The 21,752-nt window shown below is 68.5% G+C and carries 22 protein-coding genes and 3 pseudogenes; 10 read left to right on the top strand and 15 right to left on the bottom strand.

Features of this window, described 5'->3' with window-relative positions; all coding sequences use genetic code 11:
• Positions 1-73 precede the first annotated feature (73 nt).
• Both ACFWV2_RS30020 and ACFWV2_RS30015 read left to right on the top strand, forming a co-directional pair.
• Complete coding sequence (locus ACFWV2_RS30020; RefSeq protein WP_384409703.1) at positions 74-979, top strand: LysR family transcriptional regulator; 906 nt, start codon at positions 74-76, stop codon at positions 977-979.
• A 178-nt stretch (positions 980-1,157) separates the two neighbouring features.
• A pseudogene (locus ACFWV2_RS30015) lies at positions 1,158-1,734 on the top strand (transposase family protein); the annotation flags it as partial.
• 58 nt (positions 1,735-1,792) lie between these two features.
• Here the strand turns inward: ACFWV2_RS30015 and ACFWV2_RS30010 are convergent.
• Positions 1,793-2,377, bottom strand: a complete 585-nt coding sequence (locus tag ACFWV2_RS30010; protein WP_384409701.1) for a TetR/AcrR family transcriptional regulator — start codon at positions 2,375-2,377, stop codon at positions 1,793-1,795.
• A gap of 138 nt (positions 2,378-2,515) precedes the next feature.
• Here ACFWV2_RS30010 and ACFWV2_RS30005 point away from each other — a divergent pair, with 138 nt between their 5' ends.
• The 3 genes and pseudogenes from ACFWV2_RS30005 to ACFWV2_RS29995 form a co-directional block, all read left to right on the top strand.
• The gene (locus ACFWV2_RS30005) at positions 2,516-3,382 is read left to right on the top strand and encodes a class I SAM-dependent methyltransferase (RefSeq protein WP_384409699.1); all 867 of its coding nucleotides are present in this window, start codon (positions 2,516-2,518) and stop codon (positions 3,380-3,382) included.
• Positions 3,383-3,625: 243 nt separating this feature from the next.
• Positions 3,626-4,111: a hypothetical protein gene (locus ACFWV2_RS30000; protein WP_384409697.1), complete on the top strand. Its 486-nt coding sequence runs from the start codon at positions 3,626-3,628 to the stop codon at positions 4,109-4,111.
• Positions 4,112-4,195: 84 nt separating this feature from the next.
• A pseudogene (locus tag ACFWV2_RS29995) lies at positions 4,196-4,288 on the top strand (IS5/IS1182 family transposase); the annotation flags it as partial.
• A 5-nt stretch (positions 4,289-4,293) separates the two neighbouring features.
• On the opposite strand, the gene ACFWV2_RS29990 reads toward ACFWV2_RS29995, so the two are convergent.
• Positions 4,294-4,632, bottom strand: coding sequence for a DUF6896 domain-containing protein (locus ACFWV2_RS29990; protein ID WP_384409695.1), 339 nt, complete (start codon positions 4,630-4,632; stop codon positions 4,294-4,296).
• A gap of 225 nt (positions 4,633-4,857) precedes the next feature.
• Positions 4,858-5,184, bottom strand: a complete 327-nt coding sequence (locus ACFWV2_RS29985; protein WP_384409693.1) for a hypothetical protein — start codon at positions 5,182-5,184, stop codon at positions 4,858-4,860.
• Positions 5,185-5,616: 432 nt separating this feature from the next.
• On the opposite strand from ACFWV2_RS29985, the gene ACFWV2_RS29980 reads away from it, so the two are divergent.
• The gene (locus ACFWV2_RS29980; protein WP_384409691.1) at positions 5,617-5,859 is read left to right on the top strand and encodes a hypothetical protein; all 243 of its coding nucleotides are present in this window, start codon (positions 5,617-5,619) and stop codon (positions 5,857-5,859) included.
• An 86-nt stretch (positions 5,860-5,945) separates the two neighbouring features.
• Here the strand turns inward: ACFWV2_RS29980 and ACFWV2_RS29975 are convergent, their stop codons facing one another.
• From ACFWV2_RS29975 to ACFWV2_RS29935, 9 genes and pseudogenes are all read right to left on the bottom strand, one after another.
• Positions 5,946-6,422, bottom strand: coding sequence for an ATP-binding protein (locus ACFWV2_RS29975; protein WP_384409689.1), 477 nt, complete (start codon positions 6,420-6,422; stop codon positions 5,946-5,948).
• A 621-nt stretch (positions 6,423-7,043) separates the two neighbouring features.
• Positions 7,044-8,282 carry a PP2C family protein-serine/threonine phosphatase gene (locus tag ACFWV2_RS29970; RefSeq protein ID WP_384409687.1) on the bottom strand — a complete coding sequence of 413 codons (1,239 nt, stop codon included), beginning with the start codon at positions 8,280-8,282 and terminating at the stop codon, positions 7,044-7,046.
• Between the two features lie 166 nt (positions 8,283-8,448).
• Positions 8,449-8,622, bottom strand: a pseudogene (locus ACFWV2_RS29965) (hemolysin III family protein); the annotation flags it as partial.
• 100 nt (positions 8,623-8,722) lie between these two features.
• Positions 8,723-9,289: a VanZ family protein gene (locus ACFWV2_RS29960; RefSeq protein ID WP_384409685.1), complete on the bottom strand. Its 567-nt coding sequence runs from the start codon at positions 9,287-9,289 to the stop codon at positions 8,723-8,725.
• A gap of 392 nt (positions 9,290-9,681) precedes the next feature.
• Positions 9,682-10,110: an STAS domain-containing protein gene (locus ACFWV2_RS29955; protein ID WP_384409683.1), complete on the bottom strand. Its 429-nt coding sequence runs from the start codon at positions 10,108-10,110 to the stop codon at positions 9,682-9,684.
• A 185-nt stretch (positions 10,111-10,295) separates the two neighbouring features.
• The gene (locus ACFWV2_RS29950; RefSeq protein ID WP_384409681.1) at positions 10,296-10,739 is read right to left on the bottom strand and encodes a response regulator; all 444 of its coding nucleotides are present in this window, start codon (positions 10,737-10,739) and stop codon (positions 10,296-10,298) included.
• The gene (locus ACFWV2_RS29945) at positions 10,736-12,400 is read right to left on the bottom strand and encodes an ATP-binding protein (protein ID WP_384409679.1); all 1,665 of its coding nucleotides are present in this window, start codon (positions 12,398-12,400) and stop codon (positions 10,736-10,738) included. The genes ACFWV2_RS29950 and ACFWV2_RS29945 overlap by 4 nt, the downstream gene beginning before the upstream one ends.
• Positions 12,401-13,657, bottom strand: a complete 1,257-nt coding sequence (locus tag ACFWV2_RS29940; RefSeq protein ID WP_384409677.1) for a PP2C family protein-serine/threonine phosphatase — start codon at positions 13,655-13,657, stop codon at positions 12,401-12,403.
• A gap of 71 nt (positions 13,658-13,728) precedes the next feature.
• Positions 13,729-14,895, bottom strand: coding sequence for a PP2C family protein-serine/threonine phosphatase (locus ACFWV2_RS29935; protein ID WP_384409674.1), 1,167 nt, complete (start codon positions 14,893-14,895; stop codon positions 13,729-13,731).
• Between the two features lie 146 nt (positions 14,896-15,041).
• Between ACFWV2_RS29935 and ACFWV2_RS29930 the strand changes: the two genes are divergently transcribed.
• Positions 15,042-15,518 carry a MarR family transcriptional regulator gene (locus ACFWV2_RS29930; RefSeq protein WP_384409672.1) on the top strand — a complete coding sequence of 159 codons (477 nt, stop codon included), beginning with the start codon at positions 15,042-15,044 and terminating at the stop codon, positions 15,516-15,518.
• A 150-nt stretch (positions 15,519-15,668) separates the two neighbouring features.
• Here the strand turns inward: ACFWV2_RS29930 and ACFWV2_RS29925 are convergent, their stop codons facing one another.
• Positions 15,669-16,148, bottom strand: a complete 480-nt coding sequence (locus tag ACFWV2_RS29925) for a MarR family winged helix-turn-helix transcriptional regulator (RefSeq protein WP_384409670.1) — start codon at positions 16,146-16,148, stop codon at positions 15,669-15,671.
• 883 nt (positions 16,149-17,031) lie between these two features.
• Complete coding sequence (locus tag ACFWV2_RS29920; RefSeq protein ID WP_384409668.1) at positions 17,032-17,370, bottom strand: MerR family transcriptional regulator; 339 nt, start codon at positions 17,368-17,370, stop codon at positions 17,032-17,034.
• Between the two features lie 12 nt (positions 17,371-17,382).
• Between ACFWV2_RS29920 and ACFWV2_RS29915 the strand changes: the two genes are divergently transcribed.
• On the top strand, positions 17,383-18,132 hold the full coding sequence (locus tag ACFWV2_RS29915; protein WP_384409666.1) for a hypothetical protein: 750 nt from the start codon (positions 17,383-17,385) through the stop codon (positions 18,130-18,132).
• Here ACFWV2_RS29915 and ACFWV2_RS29910 read toward each other — a convergent pair whose 3' ends face one another.
• The gene (locus ACFWV2_RS29910) at positions 18,133-20,454 is read right to left on the bottom strand and encodes an NB-ARC domain-containing protein (RefSeq protein WP_384409664.1); all 2,322 of its coding nucleotides are present in this window, start codon (positions 20,452-20,454) and stop codon (positions 18,133-18,135) included.
• 210 nt (positions 20,455-20,664) lie between these two features.
• Between ACFWV2_RS29910 and ACFWV2_RS29905 the strand changes: the two genes are divergently transcribed.
• Entirely contained in the window at positions 20,665-21,141 is a 477-nt protein-coding gene (locus ACFWV2_RS29905) for a hypothetical protein (RefSeq protein ID WP_384409662.1), read from the top strand.
• 205 nt (positions 21,142-21,346) lie between these two features.
• Positions 21,347-21,742 (top strand): hypothetical protein, encoded by a 396-nt coding sequence (locus tag ACFWV2_RS29900; RefSeq protein ID WP_384409660.1) that lies wholly within the window; start codon positions 21,347-21,349, stop codon positions 21,740-21,742.
• The last annotated feature ends 10 nt before the right edge of the window (positions 21,743-21,752 follow it).

The following is a 21,752-nucleotide window of genomic DNA, read 5'->3' as shown; positions in this document are numbered from 1 at the left end:
AACCTCCAGAGTGCCCCACCTCGCCGGTAAGGACCAGCGATGAATAATGGAGCTGATTCATTAGGATTTATGGATGGTCTTTTCTGATCTCCGCCGTCTGAGGATGCTTCGCGAACTCGCCGAGCGGGGGACCCTCGCCGCTGTGGCCGCCGCGATCGGCTACAGCCCCTCGGCGGTCTCCCAGCAGCTGGCAGTACTGGAACGGGAAGCCGGTACCCGCCTGGTCGAGCCGGCCGGACGAGGCGTCCGGCTCACCGACGCCGGGAAAGTGCTGGCCCGTCACGCCGCCGTCCTGCTGAACGTCGCCGAAACCGCCGAAACCGAACTGGCGAACCTCACCCAGGAAGTCCGCGGCAGGATCCGAGCTGTGGGCCTGCAATCGGCAACCCGCCGGCTACTCATCCCCGCGCTGGTGGAAGTGGCACGTTCGCACCCCCTCGTCGAGGTCGAGATCACCGAACTCGAACTCGAAGTGGCCCTGCCCGAGCTGCGCCTGGGAACCGTCGACCTTGTCATCAGCGACGAGTACGAAGGCTATCCCCGCCCGCGCCCCGACGGCGTGGACCATCACCTGCTCCTTCGCGAAGGGACACGCCTGGTTCTGCCGGCAGGGCATCCACTCGCGGCCCGCCCCGGGCCCGTTGCTCTTTCCTCACTGCGCCACGAGGTATGGGCTTCCTCAAGCAGCGGTACCGGACACCACGCAATGATCATCGGGACCTGCCGGGCGCACGGAGGATTCGACCCCGACCTCCGACACCGATCCAATGATGCCGACGTCCAGCTCGAACTCGTCCGCAGCGCAGGCGCAGTGACCTTGCTGCCCGACCTCACCTTGCCAGCCGCAGATCCGCGCCTGGCCATTCGCGACATCGCGGGTATCAACCTCACCCGACGGCTCTACGCCGTGATCCGCCAACAGTCCCAAACCTCACCAGCGCTCAACGCCTACCTCGAAGCTCTGCACCAGCAGGGCTGATCCTGCATGCACCAGGACTTCGGTCGCTGGAGTGATCTCCCGCGGGTCATACGGCTCGCCATCGATCAGCTCGCGTTGAGGGGCACCAGATCCACGACGAGGACGCTGCCCGCCTGTCTCCGCTCAAACACCGCAACCGGAACCTGCTCGGCCGCTTCAGCTTCACCGCCCTTTGTGGCAGCTCGCGCCGCTGTTCGGCTGCTCGCCGACGACGGTGTACCGGGTGATCCAGCGGCCGCGGCCGCTGCTGGCGACCGAGCAGGCCACCCGTCCCGCCGACGCGGTGGAACGGTTGTGGATCGTGGACGGCACCCTCGTCCCGGTCCGTGACCGGAAGGTCGGAGCGTCCTCGCGCAACCCCCGGTCTTCGGCGAACGTGCAGGTCATCGTCGATGCCGACACCAGCCAGGCTGGTGATCGCCGCGGCCCGGCCGGTGCCAGGCAACACCGCAGACGCGAAAGCGTGGCTCGATTCCGGCCTGGCCCGGCACTGCGAAGGCGTGACCGTGCTGGGCGACGGCGCCTTCATCAACACCGGGCTCGTAGTCCCGCACCGTAAACGACCCGGCCGGGCCCTGCTGGCCGGCCAGGAGGAGGACAACCCTGAGCACCGACGGGTCAGGGCCCGTGTCGAGCACGCCCTCGCCCGGATGAAGCACTACAAGATCCTCCGCGGCTGCCGACAGCGCGGCGACGGCCTCCATCACGCGGTCCAGGCCGTCGCCCACACGCACAACCTCGCCCTCGCCACATGAGCGGAACAGGTGCGATCCCCGCTCTGACCTGCCCGGACACCACCTACTGCAACAAGATTTAGCCATCCACCAGCGAGGCCACCAGGTGCGTCATGGCGGACCGGGGGTCAGGCATGCCGGGCCAGCTGGTCATCAGGAGGTGGTGCGCGGTACCGACGATCGCGAGAGCCACGGTGCGCGGGTCGACGGTCTCCACCACCCTGCCGAGCCCCTGCTCGGCCTTCAGATAGCTGGTGATGGCCTCCTGGATTGCGGTGAAGCCCGGCGCCCCGCCTTGCAGGGCCGCGCGGATACGCAAAGCGGCGGCAGGGCGAGTCATGGCCAGACCCGACAGGGCGGGACCGCCGGAGTCGAACAGCGCGAGGACGACAGTGTCGAGGTTCCGTGCCACCGTGCCCTGCCCGGCGAGCACCGACAGCGCCTGCGCCGTGGCCGCCGTCCGCGCGAACCGGTCAAGGCAGAGCTCGGCCACGAACTCGTCGAACCCTGCGAAGTGCGCGTGCAACAGCCCCTTGGCGCAGCCCGCCTCGGTCGTGACGGATCGACTGGTGAGCCCGCCGGGGCCGTCCCTTTCCACCACGCGCGCCGCGGCGGCGAACAGCCGCTCGCGCACGTCCGGCGTCGCCACTCCACGCGGTGACATGGGCCTCTCTTCCGTTCTGCCGCCATCGCCCACAAGGGACCTAACCCTTGGATGGTATCGGGAATTGCCTATTTGGGCGTGCGCCCATACAGTTTGGGCGCACGCCCATTCTCCGCCGTCCCACCTCAGGAGGTGCCCGTGTCAGACGTCGTCAACACCGAGCAAGCAAGGGCATGGAACGGCCCCGAAGGCACCCACTGGGCACGCAACCAGGACCGCTGGAACACCGTGAACGAGGGTTTCAACAAGCCTCTACTCGAAGCATCTGCGATAACCGCGGCTCATCGGACCCTCGACCTCGGCTGCGGCTCCGGTCAGACCACGCGTCTCGCTGCGCTCCGGGCGCCCCAAGGGAGCGCGCTGGGCCTCGACCTGTCCGGCCCCATGCTGGCCGAGGCGCGGGCCAGCGCAGAGAAGGACGGCATCACCAACGTCTCCTTCACGCAAGGCGACGCCCAGGTGTATCCCTTCGAGTCTGGCGCGTTCGACGCGGCGATCAGCCGCTACGGCGTGATGTTCTTCGCCGACCCCGTAGCAGCCTTCGGCAACGTCGGGCGGGCGCTACGACCCGGTGGGCGCCTGGTGTTCGTCTGCCCTGCCGATGCCATGCTCAACGGCTGGGTGGCGGCTGTGGCGTCACTGCGAGACTTCCTGCCGGTCGGTGACTTCGGGAAGCCGGGGCTGCCCGGAATGTTCTCCCTGGCCGCCCCGGACTACATCCGCGACGTCCTTACCGCGGCTGGATTCACCAGCATCACCATCACCCAGGCGCAGGCGTACGGGGCCTGGGGACGCGGAGCCGAGGACGCGGCGGAGTTCCTGCTGGGAACGGGCCCCGGTCGCCACCTGATGGAGCAAGCCGACGCGACCGCACGGGCGCGCGCCCGCCGCACCCTGACGGAACATCTGCGCAACCACGAGGCGGCGGACGGCATGGTCCGCCTGCGCAGCACGTCGTGGCTGGTCACGGCAGACCGCCCGGCCGACCCATCGGACAGGCCCTAAACCAGCAGGGGGGCGTGTTCTCGGGTCGTAGCTGGGTCGTCTCTGTGTGTGGGCACTGATCCCCAACACCACCACGTAGAACCCGGCGGGCCGGACTCGCCAACAGTGTCGTGACTCCGGCACGGGCCGGCCTCTCACTCGTACGAAGCTCGAAGCCATCCCAACGCGGGGGGGGTGCCCCTATGTGTTTGGTCAAGGGAAACGGGGGTGCGGTGGGTCGGTGAGCCGGGGCAGCATGGCGGGGTGGCAGATCTGCTGTGGGATGACGTGAAGTGCTTCTTCGATCCGGACTTGACGGGGTCGTTGCCGGACGCGCGTGTCCCGGATGCCTTGGTGGTGGACTGGCAGGCGGTCCTTGATCTTGTCGCGGAGAAAGGCTGGAAGTGCCAGCACTCCGAGGGAGAGACGGTACTGCCGATGCCCCGGGCGGAGGCCGTGCTGTCGCGCCCGGCGGATGCCGAATGCCCGGACCTGCGGGTCTGGCCGACCGCCGAGGTGTTGGCGATCTTCCGTTTCCATGCCGCCGACGAAGTCGACTTCGACGTCGACCTGCGGGAGTTGCAGGGCCAGGAGCGACTTGATGCGTTCTGCGGCTTCCTTCGGGCGATCGGGCGGCGGTTGGGCAAGCCGGTGCTGATGGACCCGGAAGGCGACTCCGGCCATCCGGTGATCGGCTTCGACGTCGAGGCTGATCGAGTCGTTCTCCTTGCAGACCTGCAGGTCAGGTGACCGCGGCGGACGGCTGCGGTTCGTAGAAAGTTCCGTCGCGGAGCACGGCGAACAGGACGTCGGCCCTACGTCGGGCGAGGCAGCACCCTCTACGAGCGACGCGCCGATCTCCACCAGGGCCTGCTCGAACTGGCCTGCAGCCTCATATGCCTGCGCCGCCTGCGCACCTCACCCTGAACCGATCAGCTGGCGACGCTGAACCACCCCGGTCGCACCTCGGTCAGAAGCGGTTGCAGGGACCGCACGGCGGTCCTCAGGTCCTGATCCGTGACGTCAAGAGGCTCGGGCAGGCTCAGCCCGTACCGGCGCAGCCTCCAGAGGTCGAAGATTTCGCTCCCGTCGGGTGCGAAGCGGCACCCGGCCCCATGAACCGTGTAGGAGTAGGTGCCGACCTGCCCACTCCGGTTGATGATCCGGTGCGAACGGACCAGGCCGAGGACATCTGCGAGTCGCTCAAGAGAGGGGATCGCCGCCCTCATGGCCTCGTCAACCGCGTTCAGAGCGTCGACGTAACCAAGCACGAGCCCTCGTACATCCCCAACCCGTTCCATACGGTGTCATCCCCCCTGCGCCCGTGACTGAAGGGGATTGTTACATGGGTCGCAAGCGTCTCCGCTGGGCGGCATTCTGAAACGATCAGTTAGCTTCGCCGCCTCCAAACTTCATTCTGAAAGATCAGTAAGGGGCGACGCAGCGAAGTTGGTGGCAGGGTAGCGAAGTCGGGTTCCCGCCCTTGCGAGCTGAACTCAGGTGAGGTCGAAGGTGACGCTCACGGAGCCGTCCCAGCCCGGTGCCTCCACGAGCGTGAGGGTTCCATCCTCGGCCTCGACGACTCGCACCGTGATCTCGCCGCGGTCCTCACCGGGAAACGCCATGAAGAAGTGGGGATCCATCTCCATGAAGAAGTCCCAGCCCTCGCGTTGGGTTGCGTCAAGGGCATTGGCATGCCGACCAGTTGCCCGCCACTTGCCAACCGCGTCGACAGTGACAGTGATGTCGATGTCGTATATCCCCAGGCAAGTCGACTGATTAGCCCACCATTCGAGGCGGCCCTGACCCACGAATCGATCCATGAGCACACTATGCAACTGTGCAGGCCGACCGGGCGAGCCTGCACGGCTCCCGGCCGTCGTGGGGCAGGCCGCGAGACAGAACTGCATGGGGCAAACCGGACAGGCCCTCGCCTCATCCGGCGGCGCCCCCTACGCCTTCGCAGCCTCGCGACCTCATTCTGAAACCATCAGTAAGCAGGAGCGGGGCTCTGGGTTGTTGAGGCCAGGATGGTGCTGAAGAGCCCATGAGGACGTGTTGGCCGCCGTCACGGCGTGGCCGAGGCGGCGTGAGCAGGTGTGCGCGTGGAGATGCCGATAGCTGACCGGCTGGAGAAGCAGCGGACGCTGCGGGACTGGCTGCGGTGGTAGCTGGACCAGGCCGATCGGACGATCCGGGAGCTTGAGGCCCAGCAGGAGCAAGACCGCCGGCGCCGGGAGGCGGCCCGCCGGGAGATGTCGTGGAAGGTGCTGCCGTCCCGCGCGGTCGAGGGTCATCCGGTGCTGCATCGCGGGAACCGCACGATCGCCAAGAACATGCCCAGCCTCCTCAGCAAAGCGGGAGTGTGGACTGCGTTCGAGGAGTTCCCCGAGCTGGGGATGTGCGACCGGTGCACCCCCTGGGGAAGCCTCGGCATCGACACACCCCCGGTGCGCCCGAGCGGCAGGTCCTGCCCCTACGGGCTCACCCCTCGGTGAGCCCCGCAGGGGGCAGGCATCACCAGGCAGGCGGGGAGACGCGGTCGTGCCACTCGTACGGGAGCTCGAAGCCGCCCCGGGGTCCGTCATGGCTGCTGGCCGGCGACGTCCCCGACAGAGTCGTCGGCCAACGTGATCACCGTGGTGATGCGCTTACCCACAGGCTCGCGGCGAACCGCGAAGCTCTGGGAGACGGCCATGACGATCTCCAGCCCGTGCTGACCGATCCGGTTGGCGTCGGGTGCCAGGACCGCTGGCGGTGTGGGGTTGCTGTCCCACACGCTCACCTCGACCGCCCCTCCCCCGTTGACCTCCAGGGTCAGCAGACACGGACCGGGTGCGTATTTACGGGCATTGGTCACCAGCTCGCTCACCACCAGCTGCACCGTGCCCATGACGCGCCCTGAGACCGGCAGGCCGTACACGGCCTGTACGTCGGTGAGAAAGCCACGGGCCAGGGCACGGGCGCCGCCGATGTCCTCACTGCCCTCGAACGCCCCGGACACCGCGAAGACATCCCCCCGCAGCAGCCGCATGCGCTCATCGCCCGCCGTCTGTTCCATTTGCCCGCCCCCGTCGTCGTTCCACCAGCCAGGCCGCCGTATACCCCCGAACCCTCACCACAAACTCCCCCACCGGCTCCCCTGGCCAGCCCTTACAGGGTCCCCGGCCAGAAAACCTCCGCACAGGCTGGCCGCACCAGGCGGGCGGGAACTCGGTTGTGTCACTCGTGCGGCGGCTCGAAGCCATCCCAGCCGATGACCACACGGACCGGCTCCACCACGAACGCGTCGCCAGGCGCGTCCGGGTGGGATCGGGTGAGGTGCTCGCGGGCCGCATCGTCGACAAAGTCCGCCGGGCCATCCAGAGGGCCGGCGGGAAGCGCGCTGGCCCCCCACCAAGGTATGGGGAACACAGGAGAGTGCTTTAACGACCACTCGGCTCACCACCCGCATTCACCGTAGTAGGCAGCAGCCGCCGAACCAGCGCTTTCGGACGGTGATAACCCGGAAGAACGACAGTGTGTTGCCGCCTTGGAACCACGCCCGCCCAACCTCTCTCCCGCCGGCGTTCCCACCTTCTGACAGCGGCGTTGCGTGCTGGCCGGGGCGACGCGCAACGTTCCGCAGAGCACAGCGAGGGCCTCCCGATGCTTGGCCGGGCTCGCCACCAACTGCCCAGGGTCATCGCCCGGGGGTGGTCCGTCCTGTCCTTGACGGCTGCGAGGCGTCGGTGAGGTCGGCTCCGGTAGCGGCGTCTCGCTGGTAGTAGTTGGTGCCATGCCAGTCGAGGCACATGACGGTCGCATCGTCCTGCAGGTGGCCGTCGTTGGCGTCGACGATCACCGCGATGAGGGTGCGGGCGGCCTCGCGGGGATGCAGATCGCGGGTGCGCACGATCAGGTCGGACAGATGGATGCTGGCTGCGTTGCGCTCTAGCATGCCGTCGGTCAGCATCACCAGCCGGTCGCCTGGCCGCAGGTCCAGTGACTGGACCCGGTAGGTATGAGGGGCGTGGAAGCCGAACGGCATATCGATCTTCGGAGTGATCTCGCGCACCTGGCCGTTCCTTATACGCAGCGGCCAGGGGTGCCCGGCGTTGATGAACTCGGTCTTGCCGTCGATCAGGCTGATCCGCAGGAGCTGACCGGTGACGTAGCTGTCACGGCCGTGCCGGCGCATGGCCTGGTCCGCCTGGTGGGCCTGCTCGGCGAGATCGGCACCGGCCCGTCGGGCCCGGCGCAGGGCGCCCACCGCAAGGGTGGCCAGCAGCGCGGCCTTGACATCGTGACCCATGGCATCGGTGACGGAGAGCTGGACGGTGTCCCTACCGATCGCGTAGTCGAAGGTGTCACCCCCGACGTGGTCGGCCGGCTCCAGCGCCCCGGCCACCGCGAACTGCGCCGCCTCACACGCCAGTGACGCCGGAAGCAGCCGGTGCTGGATCTCCGCGGCCAGACTCAGCGGCTTGGCTCGGCGTCCTCGCTGGTACACGTCGGTGAGGGACCGGTTCGCGATGACGAGATACGCCAGCGCGGGCGCGGTCTCGCCGATCTCCCGCATCACCTCCGCGTCCGGCGCCGCGGGCAGGAACAGTTCGAGGAGCCCTATGGCATCCCCCCGGTTGGTCACCGGGGCGACGACCCGCACCAGCGCACCCTCACCCTTGTCTTCCACGCTAGGCCGCTGGCCGCGGATCACATCGTCGTACACGGTGCCCCGCAGTTGGATCCGCCGAGCAGGTTCAGAGGTGTCGACACTGCCCGCCGCCCCCAACCGCACGACCGAGCCGCCGGTGAAGTCGGCGATCAGAAACGACACCGCCACCGCCCCGAGGCGCTTCTGGAGCATGCGCGCGACCACGTCGAGCGACTCCGTTGGCGCCGCAGCCTCCGCCGCCTCCAGCGTCCCCGCCAAAGTCATCTCCCCGGCCCGGTCACTCCCGCCCCCGGGAAGACGAGAGACCCGCGCTCCGTCCGGCTCTCTTACGGTCACAGTGGCTCCTTCATTGCTCGATGACGCTCCCGGATCCGCCGCCACCGCCCTAAGAAGCGTGGTGGGCGCTTGAGGCCGTAGACGACGGCACCCGCGGTGGAGAGCAGACCGCCAGCGGGGTAAACGTGCCAGCGATGATGGGCAAGATGTTCGTATGGTCCAGCTGCCGCAGGACCGCCTCCCCGCGCGCACCCCACGTCCCACGGTGATAGACCGCGCTTGTACCGAACAGCAGACAGGCCGACACCGCGTACACCGAGGGCGCCGCAGCCGAACATGAAAACGGCGGTCAGTTAAGTTCCCGAGCCCGTGCATCAAACTCCATGGTGCGCCCGGCGAGGGACGCCGGAACAGGGGGCGCGGCGCACCTATGCCGGGTCGTCAGTAGTCAGCTGGCGTTTGGTGAAACGGTGCCACCAGTGGCGGCGCCGGGGGTGCACTGCGCGACCCATGCGACGGCCCATCAGCAGGTACCCGATGAGGGCCCCCGTGGTGTTGAGCAGTACATCATCGACATCGAAGGCGCGCCCGACAATGAGGGCACCTTGGACGAGTTCGACGAGGACCATCACGAAAGCGGTGGCCACCGCTACGCGGACCAGTCCTCGCGTTCGAGGTACCAGTACCGGCAGCAGCACACCGAACGGTATCCCCATCACGATGTTGCCGCCGAGCTGCTTGACCGTGTCAGGGGCCATGGGATGCGCGAGGTACGCACGGATGGAGTCACCAGGACGCAGGTTATTGTGCGTCAGCGTCACGGATGCCGTCGACGGTTCCAGAGTCAGCCGGGCCAGAACCACCGCGAATACGACCGTTCCCGCGAAGGCCAGCATCATGGCCAGCACCCGGCCAAGCGTAGACAGAGGGGGTTTTCCAGGAGCCCTCTCCCCAAGTGTCTCCGCGGTCTTGTCACGCACGACTATCCGTGCCATTACGAGCTCCCAGCCAGGGTTGGTTTGCTTGGACGTTCCGATACCCGCGTTGTGGAGCGGAGCGCTGCGTGGCGGTTCACGCAGGGACCGAACATGTCCGTACAGGTCGATTCGCCCAGGAGATGGTGGCGAGCATGCGGCGCACCAGCGCATCGCCAGGTATCTCAGCGACCCTGTCAGACATTGACCACGGATCAGTTTTGGTTGGGTCATGGCCGGGTTCGCTGGCGCGATGCCCGGTTGTTTTGGTCCTTGCTGTTCGCGACGGCAGACGACGGCCCCCCAGTCAGGGGAGACGGGATCACGACCGGCTCGTGCACGCGTCACGATGGCGCAAGGGCTGCCTTCGACGAGTCTCAACTGGGCCTTGTGACGCAGCGTGTGTGTACTTCTCAACCTGCCTCCCGGCACCCGCCCGCGCCAGCGGCGCAAATAGCAGCATGGCCCACGCCTAGCGAGACGGTAGGGCGGCCGGGGAGTGGGCCGAGCCCGTTGGTCGCGCGGGCCGCCTCGGCGCTGTCGGCGGTCGTGAACAGGTTGCGGGACTGTGTGATCTGCATCAGTCGGTCCAGCTGCACGGGTATCGGGCCGGCGAGCACCAGGCGGCCGGAGCGCAGGAGCAGGAGCAGCGTGTTGAGCATGGCGGAGTCCGCGAAGGTGACCTGGCTGACGTCCAGGACGATCTGGCGCAGGGCCGGGTCGGCGGCGGCCTCGGTGGTGGCAGCTTTGAGCGGGGGCAGGGTGCCCTGGTCGAACTCTCCCTTGCACACGATGACGCGTACGCCGTCTTCGTCCTGCAGCACCTTTACCTGTTGTTCCATCTGCATACTCCTAGCTGCGTTGAGCCTGCGCGCACTGTCCGTGCCCGCCGGCGTGCGGTGTGGGGCCGTGGGCCCAGGGGGTACACGGCGCGGCGCCTCTTCGTTCCTTTCGCCAGTCACTCGTGGAGCACGCCTGGCGGGCTGGGGACGCTGGAACGAAGGCTGCGGCAGGCGCGGGTGTTCGGTCAGGTGCGGGGGAGACGGACGACGGTCACGAAGAAGTCGTCGATCTGCCGGATGGCGGAGACGAACTGGTCGAGGTCGACGGGCTTGGTGACGTAGGCGTTGGCGTGGAGCCGGTAGCTGCGCAGGATGTCCTCCTCGGCGGAGGAGGTGGTCAGGACGACGACGGGGATGTGGGCGAGCTCGGGATCGGACTTGATGCGTTCAAGAACTTGCCGGCCGTCGTATTTGGGGAGGTTGAGGTCCAGGAGGATGAGGTCGGGGCGTGGTGCGCTGGTGTGCTGGCCCTTGCGGTAGAGGAAGTCGAGGGCCTCCTGGCCGTCGTGGGCGACGTGGAGGGTGTTGCCGATCTTGTTGTCTTCGAAGGCTTCACGGGTCATGAGCTCATCGCCGGGGTCGTCTTCGACTAGGAGGACTTCGATGGGCTGGATGGTCGGGGTGCTCACGCAAGGGCTCCTTCACGGGTGGAGGGCTGGTCGCTGCGGATGGGGGCGGGCAGGGCGGGCAGGGTGAAGCAGATCCGGGTCCCGTCGGTGTGGGCGGTGTCGATCCAGATGCGGCCGCCGTGGTGCTCGATGAGCTTTTTGCACAGGGCCAGGCCGATGCCGGTACCGGTGTAGGTGTCGCGTCCGTGCAGGCGCTGAAAGATGACGAAGACCTTGTCGGCGAATTCTTCGGGGATCCCGATGCCGTTGTCGGTGACACAGAACAGCCACGTGTCGTCCTCGGCGCTGTCGCGAGCGACGCTGATGTGCACGGCGGGTGCGCGGTCCGGGGCGCGGAACTTGACGGCATTGCCGATGAGGTTCTGCCACAGCATCGTCAGCAGCGTGGGATCACCGGTGACGTGCGGCAGCTGCTCGGGGCGCTTGATGTGCGCGCCTGCTTCGTCCACGGCCACGGTGAGGTTGGCCAGGGCCTTGTCCAGGGTGGTGTCGAGGGCGACGGGTTCGCGGGCGTCGTTGTACCGGCCGACCCGAGAGAAGGTCAGCAGGTCGTTGATCAGGATCTGCATGCGTTTGGCGCCGTCGACGGCGAAGTCGATGTACTGCTTGCCGCGGGTATCGAGCTGGTCTCCGTAGCGTTTTTCCAGGAGCTGGCAGAAGGAGGTCACCTTGCGCAGGGGCTCTTGGAGGTCGTGGGAGGCGACGTAGGCGAACTGCTCGAGTTCGGCGTTGGATCGCCGCAGCTCGGCTGCCTGGGCGTCCAGGTCCTGTGCCTGCTGGGCCAGGCGTCGCTGTTGAGAGCGGGAGGCTGCGAGTTCGTCCACGATGCGCTGGCGCATGTCTTCAACGCCCGAGGCCATCGAGCGCAGGTCGCTGGGACCGCGGGCGGATATGCGGTGGCCGAAGTCGCCATCCGCGATTCGCCGGGCGTCGGCCCGCAGGTGGCGCAGCGGCCGCGCGACGATGAAGTGGAGTATGGCCGCCAGAGCGGTTCCGGTGAGGAACACGGCCGCGAGCAGGGCGGCAAAAGACCAGTTACGGACAGAGCGGGTGTGCGCCAGTGTGGCTTTGGCCTGCTCCGCACCCTGTGCGAGGTGCGTGTTCTGCTGAGCGAACAGGGTGCGGAGGCGATCGAAAGCCTGGCGCCCCTGCTCCAAATTCGCCCGGTCGCCGTCGCCGACCGGTCCTGCCTGCGCCGCGGTGATCAGCGGTGTCGCGTAGCGGCGGCGCCAGTCGTTCGCCGCCTGGCGCAGTGTTCGCAGGTCCGTCTGAAGCTGCTTGTCATGGGCGATCAGGCGGCTCATGGTGGCGGCGTGGACCTGTTCGGCCTGCACGCCCTCGGTATACGGCTTGAGGAGCTGCCGGTCGCCGGTGAACGTATAGCCGCGTACTCCCGATTCCTGGTCCACCAGCGCGGTCTGGAGGCGGAAGGCTTCCGCCCGGGCGGGCTGGACCTGGTTGATGAGCCGGTCGGATACCTCGGCGGTCTGCGCGAGCTGGTGCGAGCCGATGACCGCGGCCACGAGGAGGAGTACTCCCATCAGTGCCAGGGCCAGGTGAACCCAGCCCTGCACTGTCAGACGAGCAGCCAGCGTCAGGCCTGGCGGCGCGGAGGCGGAGGCGTTGCCCGCCAGGGCAAGAGGCGGGCTGGAGGTACTCACTTACGCGTTCCATTCCAGGTGTACGAGGGCGCGGTCATCGACGTGCCCGCCGTAGGCGGCCGACAGTGCCTGCGTGCGGGCGACGAGGGTGTCCAGGAGCTGCTCGGCCGGCAGGTGCGCGTGGTGCCGGGCAAGGGAGAGAAGCCCCTCTTCGCCCAGACGCTGTCCCGCCGGTCCTGTGCGGCCCTCGAACAGGCCGTCGGTGAACAAAAGGAGGGCTCCGGCGCCGGGCAGGTCGACGCTGGTCTGCGGCCAGGTGGCCAGCCCGGCGGGGAGTATGCCCAGGGCCGGCCCTGGGGGCGTCTGCAGCAGTTGCGTCCGCTGCGCGCCGGAGATGAGGAGCGCGGGCGGGTGGCCCGCCTGCAGCATGACGGCCCGGTCCCGGTCCGGGGTGAATGTCAAGGTGGTGAGGGTGGCGAAGATTTCGGCTGAGGAGCGTTCGGCGCACAGGATCTCCTCCATGAGAAGCATGAGGGCGCTGCCCCGTGCCCCGGCCATGGTGAAGGAGCGCCAGGCCACCCGTAGGCAGACGCCGAGCGCGGCTTCGGCGGGCCCGTGGCCCGAGACATCGCCGATCAGCGCGTGCACGCTGCCGTCCGCCGATTCGACGACGTCGAAGAAGTCGCCGCCGAGGAGCGCGTCGGTGCGGCCGGACTCGTAGCGGGTGGTGACACGGACGGTGTCGGACCGCAGGAGGGGGGAGGGCAGCAGTCCGCGTTCCAAGCGGGCGTTCTCCTCGGCCCGCAGCCGGCTGGCCTGCACGGCGGCCGCGGCCTGCTCGCTCTGGCGGCGCTGAATGGCGTAGCGGATCGCCCGCCCCAGGTCGGACGGCTCGATGAGGCCCTTGACGAGGTAGTCCTGCGCGCCGGCCGCCACGGCGGCCAGGCCCATGCCTTCTTCGGCGAGCCCGGTCAGCACCACTACGGCCGCGGCGGGTGAGGTGCGAAGGACCTCTCGCAACAGGTCCAGGCCCTGCGCATCAGGAAGATGCAGATCCAGCAGGACACATTGCGGGGGCTGCGCGCCTTCCAGCATGGTCCGGGCCTGCGCCAGTGTCCGCGCCTGCAGCAGCTGCGTGGCCGGGGTGGTGTCGTAGAGGAGCTCTTCCACCAACAGGGCGTCCCCGTCGTCGTCCTCGACGAGCAGGATCTGCGTCAAGGCGCCTTCACGGGGCGCGGAGGGAGGCGGCAGTTGGTCTTGCACGCCGTAGGCCGCCGGGCCGACGGCGTTGATGAGCCCCACTATGGTTCCCTCCACTTCACCACCTTGCTGGCGGCTCCGCGAGAGAATACTTGTCGTTCCTTAATGGTTGCAACGGGGGCTCGTACTCACTCCGCTTCTGCCGTCCCGCCCTGCCAGTCCAGGCACACCACCATCGCGTCATCAGCCGGCGCCGGAGTGCCTCTCCACTCCTCGAGCGCGCGCAGCACCGCGGCCGGGACCTGGGCGGCGGGCAGCAGCCGGGTGTCGTTCAGCGCCCTGGCCAGGGCCTGCTCGCCGTACTTCTCCCCCTGCGCCGAAGCGGCGTCGTAGATGCCGTCGCTGACGAACAGCAGCCGGTCCCCGCGCACCACGTTCATGTACTGGACCTCGTAAGGCGTCTCTTCCACCATGCCCAAAGGCAGCTGGGCCTCGAAGGGCACCAGCGAGACTTTGCCGTCGCGCAGCAGCCACGCCTGAGGGGAGCCGGCATCCACGACCTCCACACGCCCCGTGGACAGCTCGAACCGCAGCAGCAGCGTGGAGACGTGCATGCGCCCCTGGTAGTGGGCGTAGAGGGCCTGGTCTGTGAGCGCAGCCTGGCCTGCCAGCGTGGTGCCGCCGCGGCGTGCGTTACGCAGGGCGTTGACCGCAAGATTGGTGAGCAGGGCGGCGTCGATGCCCTCCCCCATGCCGTTGGTCACCGTGAGGGTCAGGTAGTCGGCCTCGGCGCACCAGTCGAAGTTGTCGCCGTGGATGTTGTAGGCCGGCTCGAGCTGGGCTCCCAGCTCGTACTCGGGACGAGCACAGGCCCGGGCCGGCAGGAGCTGCCACTGCAATTCGGCCGCCAGCGTCAGCCTCCGGGTGCGGCGCGCCTGCAGATACAGGTCTGTGTCCCGTTCGGACATCGCCAGCTCCCGGCCCAGGATGCCCGCGATCACCTCCAGTTCATCCACATCGCACGCCTCGGCGGGCAGCGTTACGCGCAGGACGCCCAGGCGGTCACCGCGCACCGTCACCGGTACCAGCGCCTCCACCCGTCCCGTCGCGACTTCCCGGACAGTGGTCTCCTGCGAGCCGAACAGGCGTCCCAGTTCCCCGGTGAAGGCGGAGATCGGCTTGCCCGTGTAGGGCGGAATCGTCACCGGCTGCAGCACGGTCATCCCGTAGTCCGCCAACAGCAGCTCCACCGGCTCAGCATCCCAGTGCCGGGCCAGCAGGTCACGCAACGTGTCCAGCAACTGGTGGGGAGCCGCGCTTTGCAGAGCCCGCTCCAGCGCAAGAAGAGTCTTCACCTTCGATGGACCACCTTCACAGATCGCCAGCCGCTCGGCGCGGCTGGGGGAACACGCATGAATGCGCGGAAAACGACTTCATAGGGCCGTAGCCGGCGGGGCGGCCCGTGGGAGACAGGTCGGCCGCGGGATGACACAGTAGGCGGGTGACCCGCTCCCCTGTTCTGCCCACCCACGTCGCCGAGGCCGCCAGCCGCGCTCTTGAGCTGATGGAGGAGAGGTGGGCGAACGGGTCCGAGGTGAGCATCGCGCCACTGTCGCCCTCGCAGCTGCGCGTGCTGTACACGCTCGAAGACCACGACGGCACGAGCCTACGCACTCTCGCGCGGACACTGTCGATCACCTCTGCTGCCACCAGCCAGCTCTGTGACCGCATAGAGGCAGTCGGCTTCCTCGAACGAGCCGCGAACCCGCGCAACGGGCGGGAGGTGCAGGTGCAGCTCACCGACCCGGGGCGCGCCTACCTGGAGCGGCTGCGAAGTGAGCGCCGCGGAGTCCTGATGCCGATCATCGAATCCCTGCCCAGTCGCGACCGCACCGCGCTGCTGCACGGCCTCTCTGCTGCAACTGCCGCCACCGCGGCTGAGGCCGCCCCGTCTGCGGGCACAGCACGCGGGGCCTGAGGCTGTCGCAACCATCCCGCTCCCCGTTCCGAAGGCGGACACGCCTTGCCTGCACACGAGGACGCGAACTTCCACCCCGGTTTCCGGATGCCATTCTGACCCAGGAACAACGGTTGTCAAAACTTAACGATCGGCGCGGTAGTCAGGTACTCATTCGCTGCGCTGTCCACCTGAGGCCATCCCGCCCGTGTCCTCCCAGAGGGGCGAGTGATTCAGCGCGGTCATGCCCTGCAGGAGAGCCTGCCGGTCGCGCGGCCCCAGCGGCTGCAGCAAGCGGCGAAGCTCATCCAGGCGCTGCTCTTCTACCTCGCGCAAGAGTTCCTGCCCGTCCACGGACAGGCTGATCAGGGTTTCCCGACGGTTGCTGCTGTTCTCCTCTTTCACCAGCAGGCCGGCGCCTTGCAGCCGGCCGATCAGTCGGCTGATCGACGACGGTATCGCACCGGTCGCCTCAGCGATCTTCGTGGAGGTGACGACACCGGCGGCGCCTACCACCCTCAGCACACGGAACTGAGCGGGCGGAACAGCGGGAGCGACCCGACGGTCTATGGACTCCCACAGCCGAACAAGCCCGTCCGCCGCCTCGGCGGCGCCCCCCTCAGACCCGCTCAAGCCGATCACCTGTCCCATCCCGCGTTCGTGCCTTCCACCAGTCCACCGCGCTGAAGGGCTCTCATCCCCACACCCGTGGCCCACCAGCACCACGCGGCGGGCGCAAGCCAGCGTAAGCCACCCTCCTCGCTCCCACTGTGTACTCCGCACCCGGCCCAGGCCGTGCACACCGGGCCGTACGACCGTCTGGCCCCTGTCGAAGCTGCGCACTGCGCCCTCCCTCACAGGCCCCGGTGCGCACGGGGCGTGGTCTCCACCCCGGCGCACCGGCGGGTGGGCCAACCGCCATCCGGGGGCGGCTGGCCCAGGTCCCCTGGGGCTTGTCCACAGCTACCGGCAGCGCCCGAACCATCCGCGGTTCTTCTTCGCCTCCGCTTCGGCCGCCTCGCGGGCCGCGGCTTTCTCCGCCTGACGCCTCGCAAGACGTTCGGCTGCCGCACGCTCGGTGTCCTCCTTCGCGTGCGACCCGCAGTCCTCGTCCCACGTCCCGGACCACGAGGACCGCCGCACCTGCTGTCACCGTGCGTCGGTGAACTTCGCCCACCACCGCGCACACCCGCCGCTTCGCCTCACCATGCTGATCGGTATCGCGGATAGGGCGACCCTCTGTGGCATTCCCCCGCGCAAGGTGACGGCATATCGACATCTGTTCATCGCGAAGAGGTCCGGATGCTCGGCCTGCAGGGCGAGGACAATTGACGTCACGTCGAGGCCCCGAGTCAGCCGTTCCCTGGCACCGGGTGTCCTTGGCCTTTCGTGGCCGCGTCGTCCAGATCAGGATGGCACCAGGTGGGGTGCGGCCTGGTAGGTAATGGCTGGCGTGTGCGTTCGCATGGCCAGACCGCCTAGCCACTGCTTGAGCCGGTTGATGCCCGCCGGTGTCCGGCGGGCGCGCACCGTCTCAGGCCGCGGCCTGCGGGGCTGCCGCGGCGATGGCGCGGCGGTATTCGGTGGTGTTGCGCTGGGCTTCTTCGAGCTGGTCTTCGAGGGCGATGATGCGGCAGGCGGCTTCGATGGGGGTGCCCTGGTCGACGAGTTCGCGGGCGCGAGCTGCGATGCGCAGCTGGTAGCGGGAGTAGCGGCGGTGGCCGCCCGCCGAGCGGAGCGGGGTGATGAGGCGGGCCTCGCCGATGGCGCGCAGGAAGCCCTGGGTGGTGCCGAGCATCTCGGCGGCCCTGCCCATCGTGAAGGCGGGGTAGTCATCGTCGTCAAGACGGCCGTAGGAGTCGTCTGCTGTCATCTGTACCTCTCTGTGGAAACGCACGGAGGGGCCCTGGTGCCGTACGGCACCAGGGCCCCGAAGGAACTGCTACACCATCGGCCGACCTTGATACCGCGCCGGCCTTCTGTGTCCGCAGACCGGTTCGACCACGACGAGCTCGACCCCCAACAGCACCACCGGGCCGTCCTCAGCCTCGCCGAACACATCGGCGCGGCGCTACGGGACGACCGCCAGGTCGCCCAGGGGCTCACCCTGACCGTCACCTACGCCGACCACAGCCACACCACCCGGACGCGTTCCCTGACCGAAGCCACCGCCCCCCCACCCTCGCCGGAACCGCCCGCGAACTGCTCACCGCCCTCGGCCTCCAACGCGCCGGCGTCCGATCCCTCTCCCTACGAGCCGAGCGCCTCCAGCCCGCCGAGACAGCGGTCCACCAGCTCACCCTCGGGACCGACGACGACCGGGCCCGGGACCTCGAGGCGGCCCTTGACCGCGCCCGCACCCGGTTCAGCCCCGGGATCGTCGGCAGTGCCGCCGCATACCGCCACGCCAGCTGACCACACGCCTCACGCCGCCGCCCCCGACCGGCCAGGAGCTGGTCAGCGCCTACCTCAAACGCAGCCTTCCCCACTCCCACCGGGCCAGGAACCAGACCTTCGCCGCCGAGATCCGCCGGTCCTTCCACTGGCGCCAGCGCCAACCTCACATCGTGCGCGCATACTTCGGCGGCGGGCATGTCCGCTACGTCATCGACGAGTGAACCCCATGAGTTTCTGATCAATAGGAGCCGACGGCCAGAAGCTCCGCGACGGCCTCGCCCTGTTCAGGGCTGCCGTGTTCGGTGAGGTTCTTAAGGGCCGCTTGGAGTTCGGCACGTGCGTGGGCAAGGCGTCCAAGGTGGCGCAGCGCGCGTCCGAGTTCGAGCCGGGTGGGACCGACGTACGCGGGGGTCTCGGCCGTGTCGAAGGCGACCAGGGCGTGCCGCAGAGCGGACTCGGCGTCGTGCCAGCGGTCGAGGGCCGCGTAGTCCCGGCCGAGCTGGAGAAGAGTGAGGCCCCGGTAGGAGGCGAGCACGCCGGGAGTGATGTCGGGCAGGGGTGCCTGAGAGGTCGCGAGGCTGCGGAGGTGCCAGTGGAGGGCGGCTTCGGCGTCGCCCCACTGGCGGAGGGTCTCGCCGAGCGCGTTGACGGTCGACAGCCAGGCCAGCCGGCTTTCGGGCGAGGTTTTTCCCCGGTGGCACGACTCCGCGTCGCGCAACCATGCGATGGCCTCGTCAGTCCTTCCGAGCCGTCGCAGCGCACCGCCTCCGTAGCCCAGGGCCCAGCTGATCTGCAGCGGGTCCTGGCAGGCGTGGGCGACGTCCAGGGCACGTACGGCGGTCTCGAAGGCGGCCTGGTGGTTTTGGGCGCAGAAGCCGTGCGCCCAGGCCAGGTAGTTGAGTTGGGTGGCTTCCTCGCGCTGGTCGCCCAGGGCTCGGGCCGCGCGGGCCGCGATGCCGAACACGTCGACCCATTCTTCCCAGTGATGGGTCGTGTCGGAGAACCAGTGCATGGCCTCGGCGGTGTCGACGACCTGCTGGTGCCGGCCCGCCGCGTACGCGTGGTGAAGGGCGGCGATCCATTGTGGTTGTTCGGCCTGCAGCCATGCCCGTGCCTGGGCGCGGTCCGCCGGAGCGGTCGCGGGCTGTGGATCGCCCACGAGCGGATCGTGATGCCTGGCGTCGAAGCGGGTGGCGGCCGAGGTCGCCCGGGCCAGCATCCATCGGGCGGCCTGGTCCAGGGCGGCTTCGCGGGTCGCCGGGGAATCCTCCAGGGTCACCTGTTCGGCCGCGAACAGCCGGAGAAGGTCGTGGAACCGGTAACGCTCGGTCGTCGGGGCCGCCTGGAGGAGACCCCGGTCGCAGAGCTCCTCCAGGTGTGATTCGGCAGTCCGGAGGGGGACGTCCGCCAGCAGGGCCACCGTCTCGGGACTCACATCGGGACCCGTGGCGAGAGCGCAGCGCCGCAGGACGCGCCGGGAGACGGGGCCGAGCTGCCGGTAGGAGAGCGCGAAGGCGGCCCTGACCTGCAGGTCCCCTGCCTGGAGGGCGTCGAGACGGCGCTCCTCGCGGCGTAGCCTGGCGGCGAGTTTGGCCAGGCTCTCCTGGGGGCGGGCGGCGAGCCGCTGTCCGGCGATCCGCACGGCGAGCGGCAGGCCGCCGCACAGGTCGGCGAGATCGCGCGCGGCCTGGGCCTCTGCCGCCACCCGCTGTGGGCCGACGATGCGGGTCAGCAGCCGAACCGCCTCCTCGCGTCGCAGCAAGGGGAGTTCGATCCGGTGGACCGCCGTGAGACCCGCGAGACTGTTGCGACTGGTGACGAGGGTGAGGCAGGACCCGCTTCCGGGCAGCAGCAGGCGGACCTGGCCCTCGTCGGCCGCGTTGTCGAGGACGAGCAACAGGCGTCGGGCCGCGAGCCGGGACCGGAACATGGCGGCCCGGTCGTCCTCCTCGCGGGGAAGCGACCGCTCGGACACCCCGAGCTCGCGCAGGAGCCGGGCCAGCGCCTCGGCCGGCCGTACCGGGCTGCTGTCCATGCCGCGCAGGTCGAGGTGCAGACAGCCGTCCGGGAAGCCGGGGGCGAGACGACGGGCCGCGTGGACGGCGAACGCCGTCTTCCCGAGCCCGGGGACACCCGAGACCACGACGACGGGTGCGGGTACGGCTCCCTGCGTCTCGCACAGTGTGGTAAGTCGGCCCAGGGCGTCGTCCCTTGCAGTGAAGTCGGCGAGGGCCCGGGGCAGGGACAGGACGTGTGGGTCGTCCGATCCTCGGACCGGACGGCCGCGCCGCCGGCCGGGGACGGCCGCGGCCTCCAGTTCGAGGGCCTGCTCGACGCTCAGTCCCAGGGGCCTTTTCAGGGCCTGGACCGTGCGGAGTTGAGGTCCTGCCGTCCGACCCAGCTCCAGGTTCCGTACGGCACGCACGCTCAACCCGGCGGCAAGAGCGAGGGCTTCCTGACTGAGCCCGGCAGAGAGGCGAAGGCCACGAAGAATGCGCCCGAATTCACGGTTTTCCGATTGCACGGGAGATTCTCCTGACAAGGTGTCAATACCGGACATAAGTACCGGCACAAGTAACGCGGCGCACTTGTGCCGGTCATTGTGCCTGGCCTCGATTTTTGGTGGGTGATGCACTCACCATGCGGGACGGGCCTGCGAGTTGTTCCGAACAGACACCCCGAGTGGGGATGCAAACGACATGAATGGACAAATTTCACGGTGTGGTTCTCCAGACGAGAAACAGGCGGACGGGCGCGTTTCCTTCCGGTGGTGATGGCGGTCGCGTGCGTGGTCTCCGTGGCCCTCGGAGGCCGGCTCCTGGAACGGTCCGACGCGCAGCGGCAGGAAGTGTCCAACCCCGCGGGCATGGGAGCTCAGGAGGGGGACTTCACCCTGTTCGAACCCACCTGGACCACCGCGCACATTCACCAGAAGGGGGTCCTGGGAGGTCACGACACCGGACTCGTGGTGACGTACGCCGGTCCACTTGGGCGCCACCCGGGAGGGGAGGGCGACTGGGTCGGGATCTACGAGAAGGGCCAGCTCTCCAAGGACCAGCGCAAGGACTGGGACTGGGTCTGCCCCAACGAGCAGGAGCGCTGCATGTCGTTCGGCTCGGCGATCATCCCCGCGGGCGATGACGGGCTCGAATCGGGCAAGACCTACACCGCCGCCTACTGGACCGGCAGTGCATCCGAGTCGGGGAGATCGCCGGCCGTGACCATCGACTTCGTGGTGCCTTGGTGACCCCCGCGTCCGGCCCACGATCCGACGACTCGAACCGCTTTCTCCGAAAGGCTTGACCAGCATGCGATTTTTCACTCGTGCGGACGGCAGGCGGAGCTTCGCCCTGCCAGCCCTCGCGGGCCTGTGCTCCCTCGTGTTCGTCCTCGGGAACCACGTTTCGGGTTCTCCGGAAGAACACGCGCCCCGCAGCGGGAGCGCCGACCGGATGAAACTCGTCGCGGCCAATGCGAGCGGCACCGGTTACAGCATCATCGACGCGACGTGGACCACCGCGCACATTCACCAGAAGGGGGTCCTGGGGGGCTACGACACCGGACTCGTGGTGACGTACCTGGCCCCGGTGGGCAGGAATCCCAGCGCCAACAGCGACTGGGTCGGAATCTACGAGCAGGGCCGGCTGGACAAGGCCCACCGCAAGGACTGGGACTGGGTCTGCCCCAACGAGCACGAGCGCTGTACGGACTACGGCTCCGCCGTCGTACCGGCCGGCAACGACGGCATCCTGCCCGGAGCCACGTACACCGTCGCGTACTGGGCGGACGGGGCGTCCGAGGGCAGTGACACACCGGTTGCGACGATGGAGTACGTGGTCCCGTGGTAAACAGATCCGC

It is taken from the genome of Streptomyces sp. NPDC058671 (assembly GCF_042716475.1).
Taxonomy (GTDB): Bacteria; Actinomycetota; Actinomycetes; order Streptomycetales; family Streptomycetaceae; genus Streptomyces.
Note: the sequence above shows the minus strand (reverse complement) of the source record. Positions and strands in the feature narration are given on the sequence as shown.

Bases quoted from the DNA above. Each gene is read 5' to 3' on its own strand.
- ACFWV2_RS30020 (WP_384409703.1), top strand. From the start codon at position 74: ATGGTCTTTTCTGATCTCCGCCGTCTGAGGATGCTTCGCGAACTCGCC.
- ACFWV2_RS30010 (WP_384409701.1), bottom strand. From the start codon at position 2,377: ATGTCACCGCGTGGAGTGGCGACGCCGGACGTGCGCGAGCGGCTGTTC.
- ACFWV2_RS29985 (WP_384409693.1), bottom strand. From the start codon at position 5,184: ATGGATCGATTCGTGGGTCAGGGCCGCCTCGAATGGTGGGCTAATCAG.
- ACFWV2_RS29980 (WP_384409691.1), top strand. From the start codon at position 5,617: ATGTCGTGGAAGGTGCTGCCGTCCCGCGCGGTCGAGGGTCATCCGGTG.
- ACFWV2_RS29975 (WP_384409689.1), bottom strand. From the start codon at position 6,422: ATGGAACAGACGGCGGGCGATGAGCGCATGCGGCTGCTGCGGGGGGAT.
- ACFWV2_RS29970 (WP_384409687.1), bottom strand. From the start codon at position 8,282: ATGACTTTGGCGGGGACGCTGGAGGCGGCGGAGGCTGCGGCGCCAACG.
- ACFWV2_RS29960 (WP_384409685.1), bottom strand. From the start codon at position 9,289: ATGGCACGGATAGTCGTGCGTGACAAGACCGCGGAGACACTTGGGGAG.
- ACFWV2_RS29955 (WP_384409683.1), bottom strand. From the start codon at position 10,110: ATGGAACAACAGGTAAAGGTGCTGCAGGACGAAGACGGCGTACGCGTC.
- ACFWV2_RS29925 (WP_384409670.1), bottom strand. From the start codon at position 16,148: ATGGGACAGGTGATCGGCTTGAGCGGGTCTGAGGGGGGCGCCGCCGAG.
- ACFWV2_RS29920 (WP_384409668.1), bottom strand. From the start codon at position 17,370: ATGACAGCAGACGACTCCTACGGCCGTCTTGACGACGATGACTACCCC.
- ACFWV2_RS29910 (WP_384409664.1), bottom strand. From the start codon at position 20,454: ATGTCCGGTATTGACACCTTGTCAGGAGAATCTCCCGTGCAATCGGAA.
- ACFWV2_RS29900 (WP_384409660.1), top strand. From the start codon at position 21,347: ATGAAACTCGTCGCGGCCAATGCGAGCGGCACCGGTTACAGCATCATC.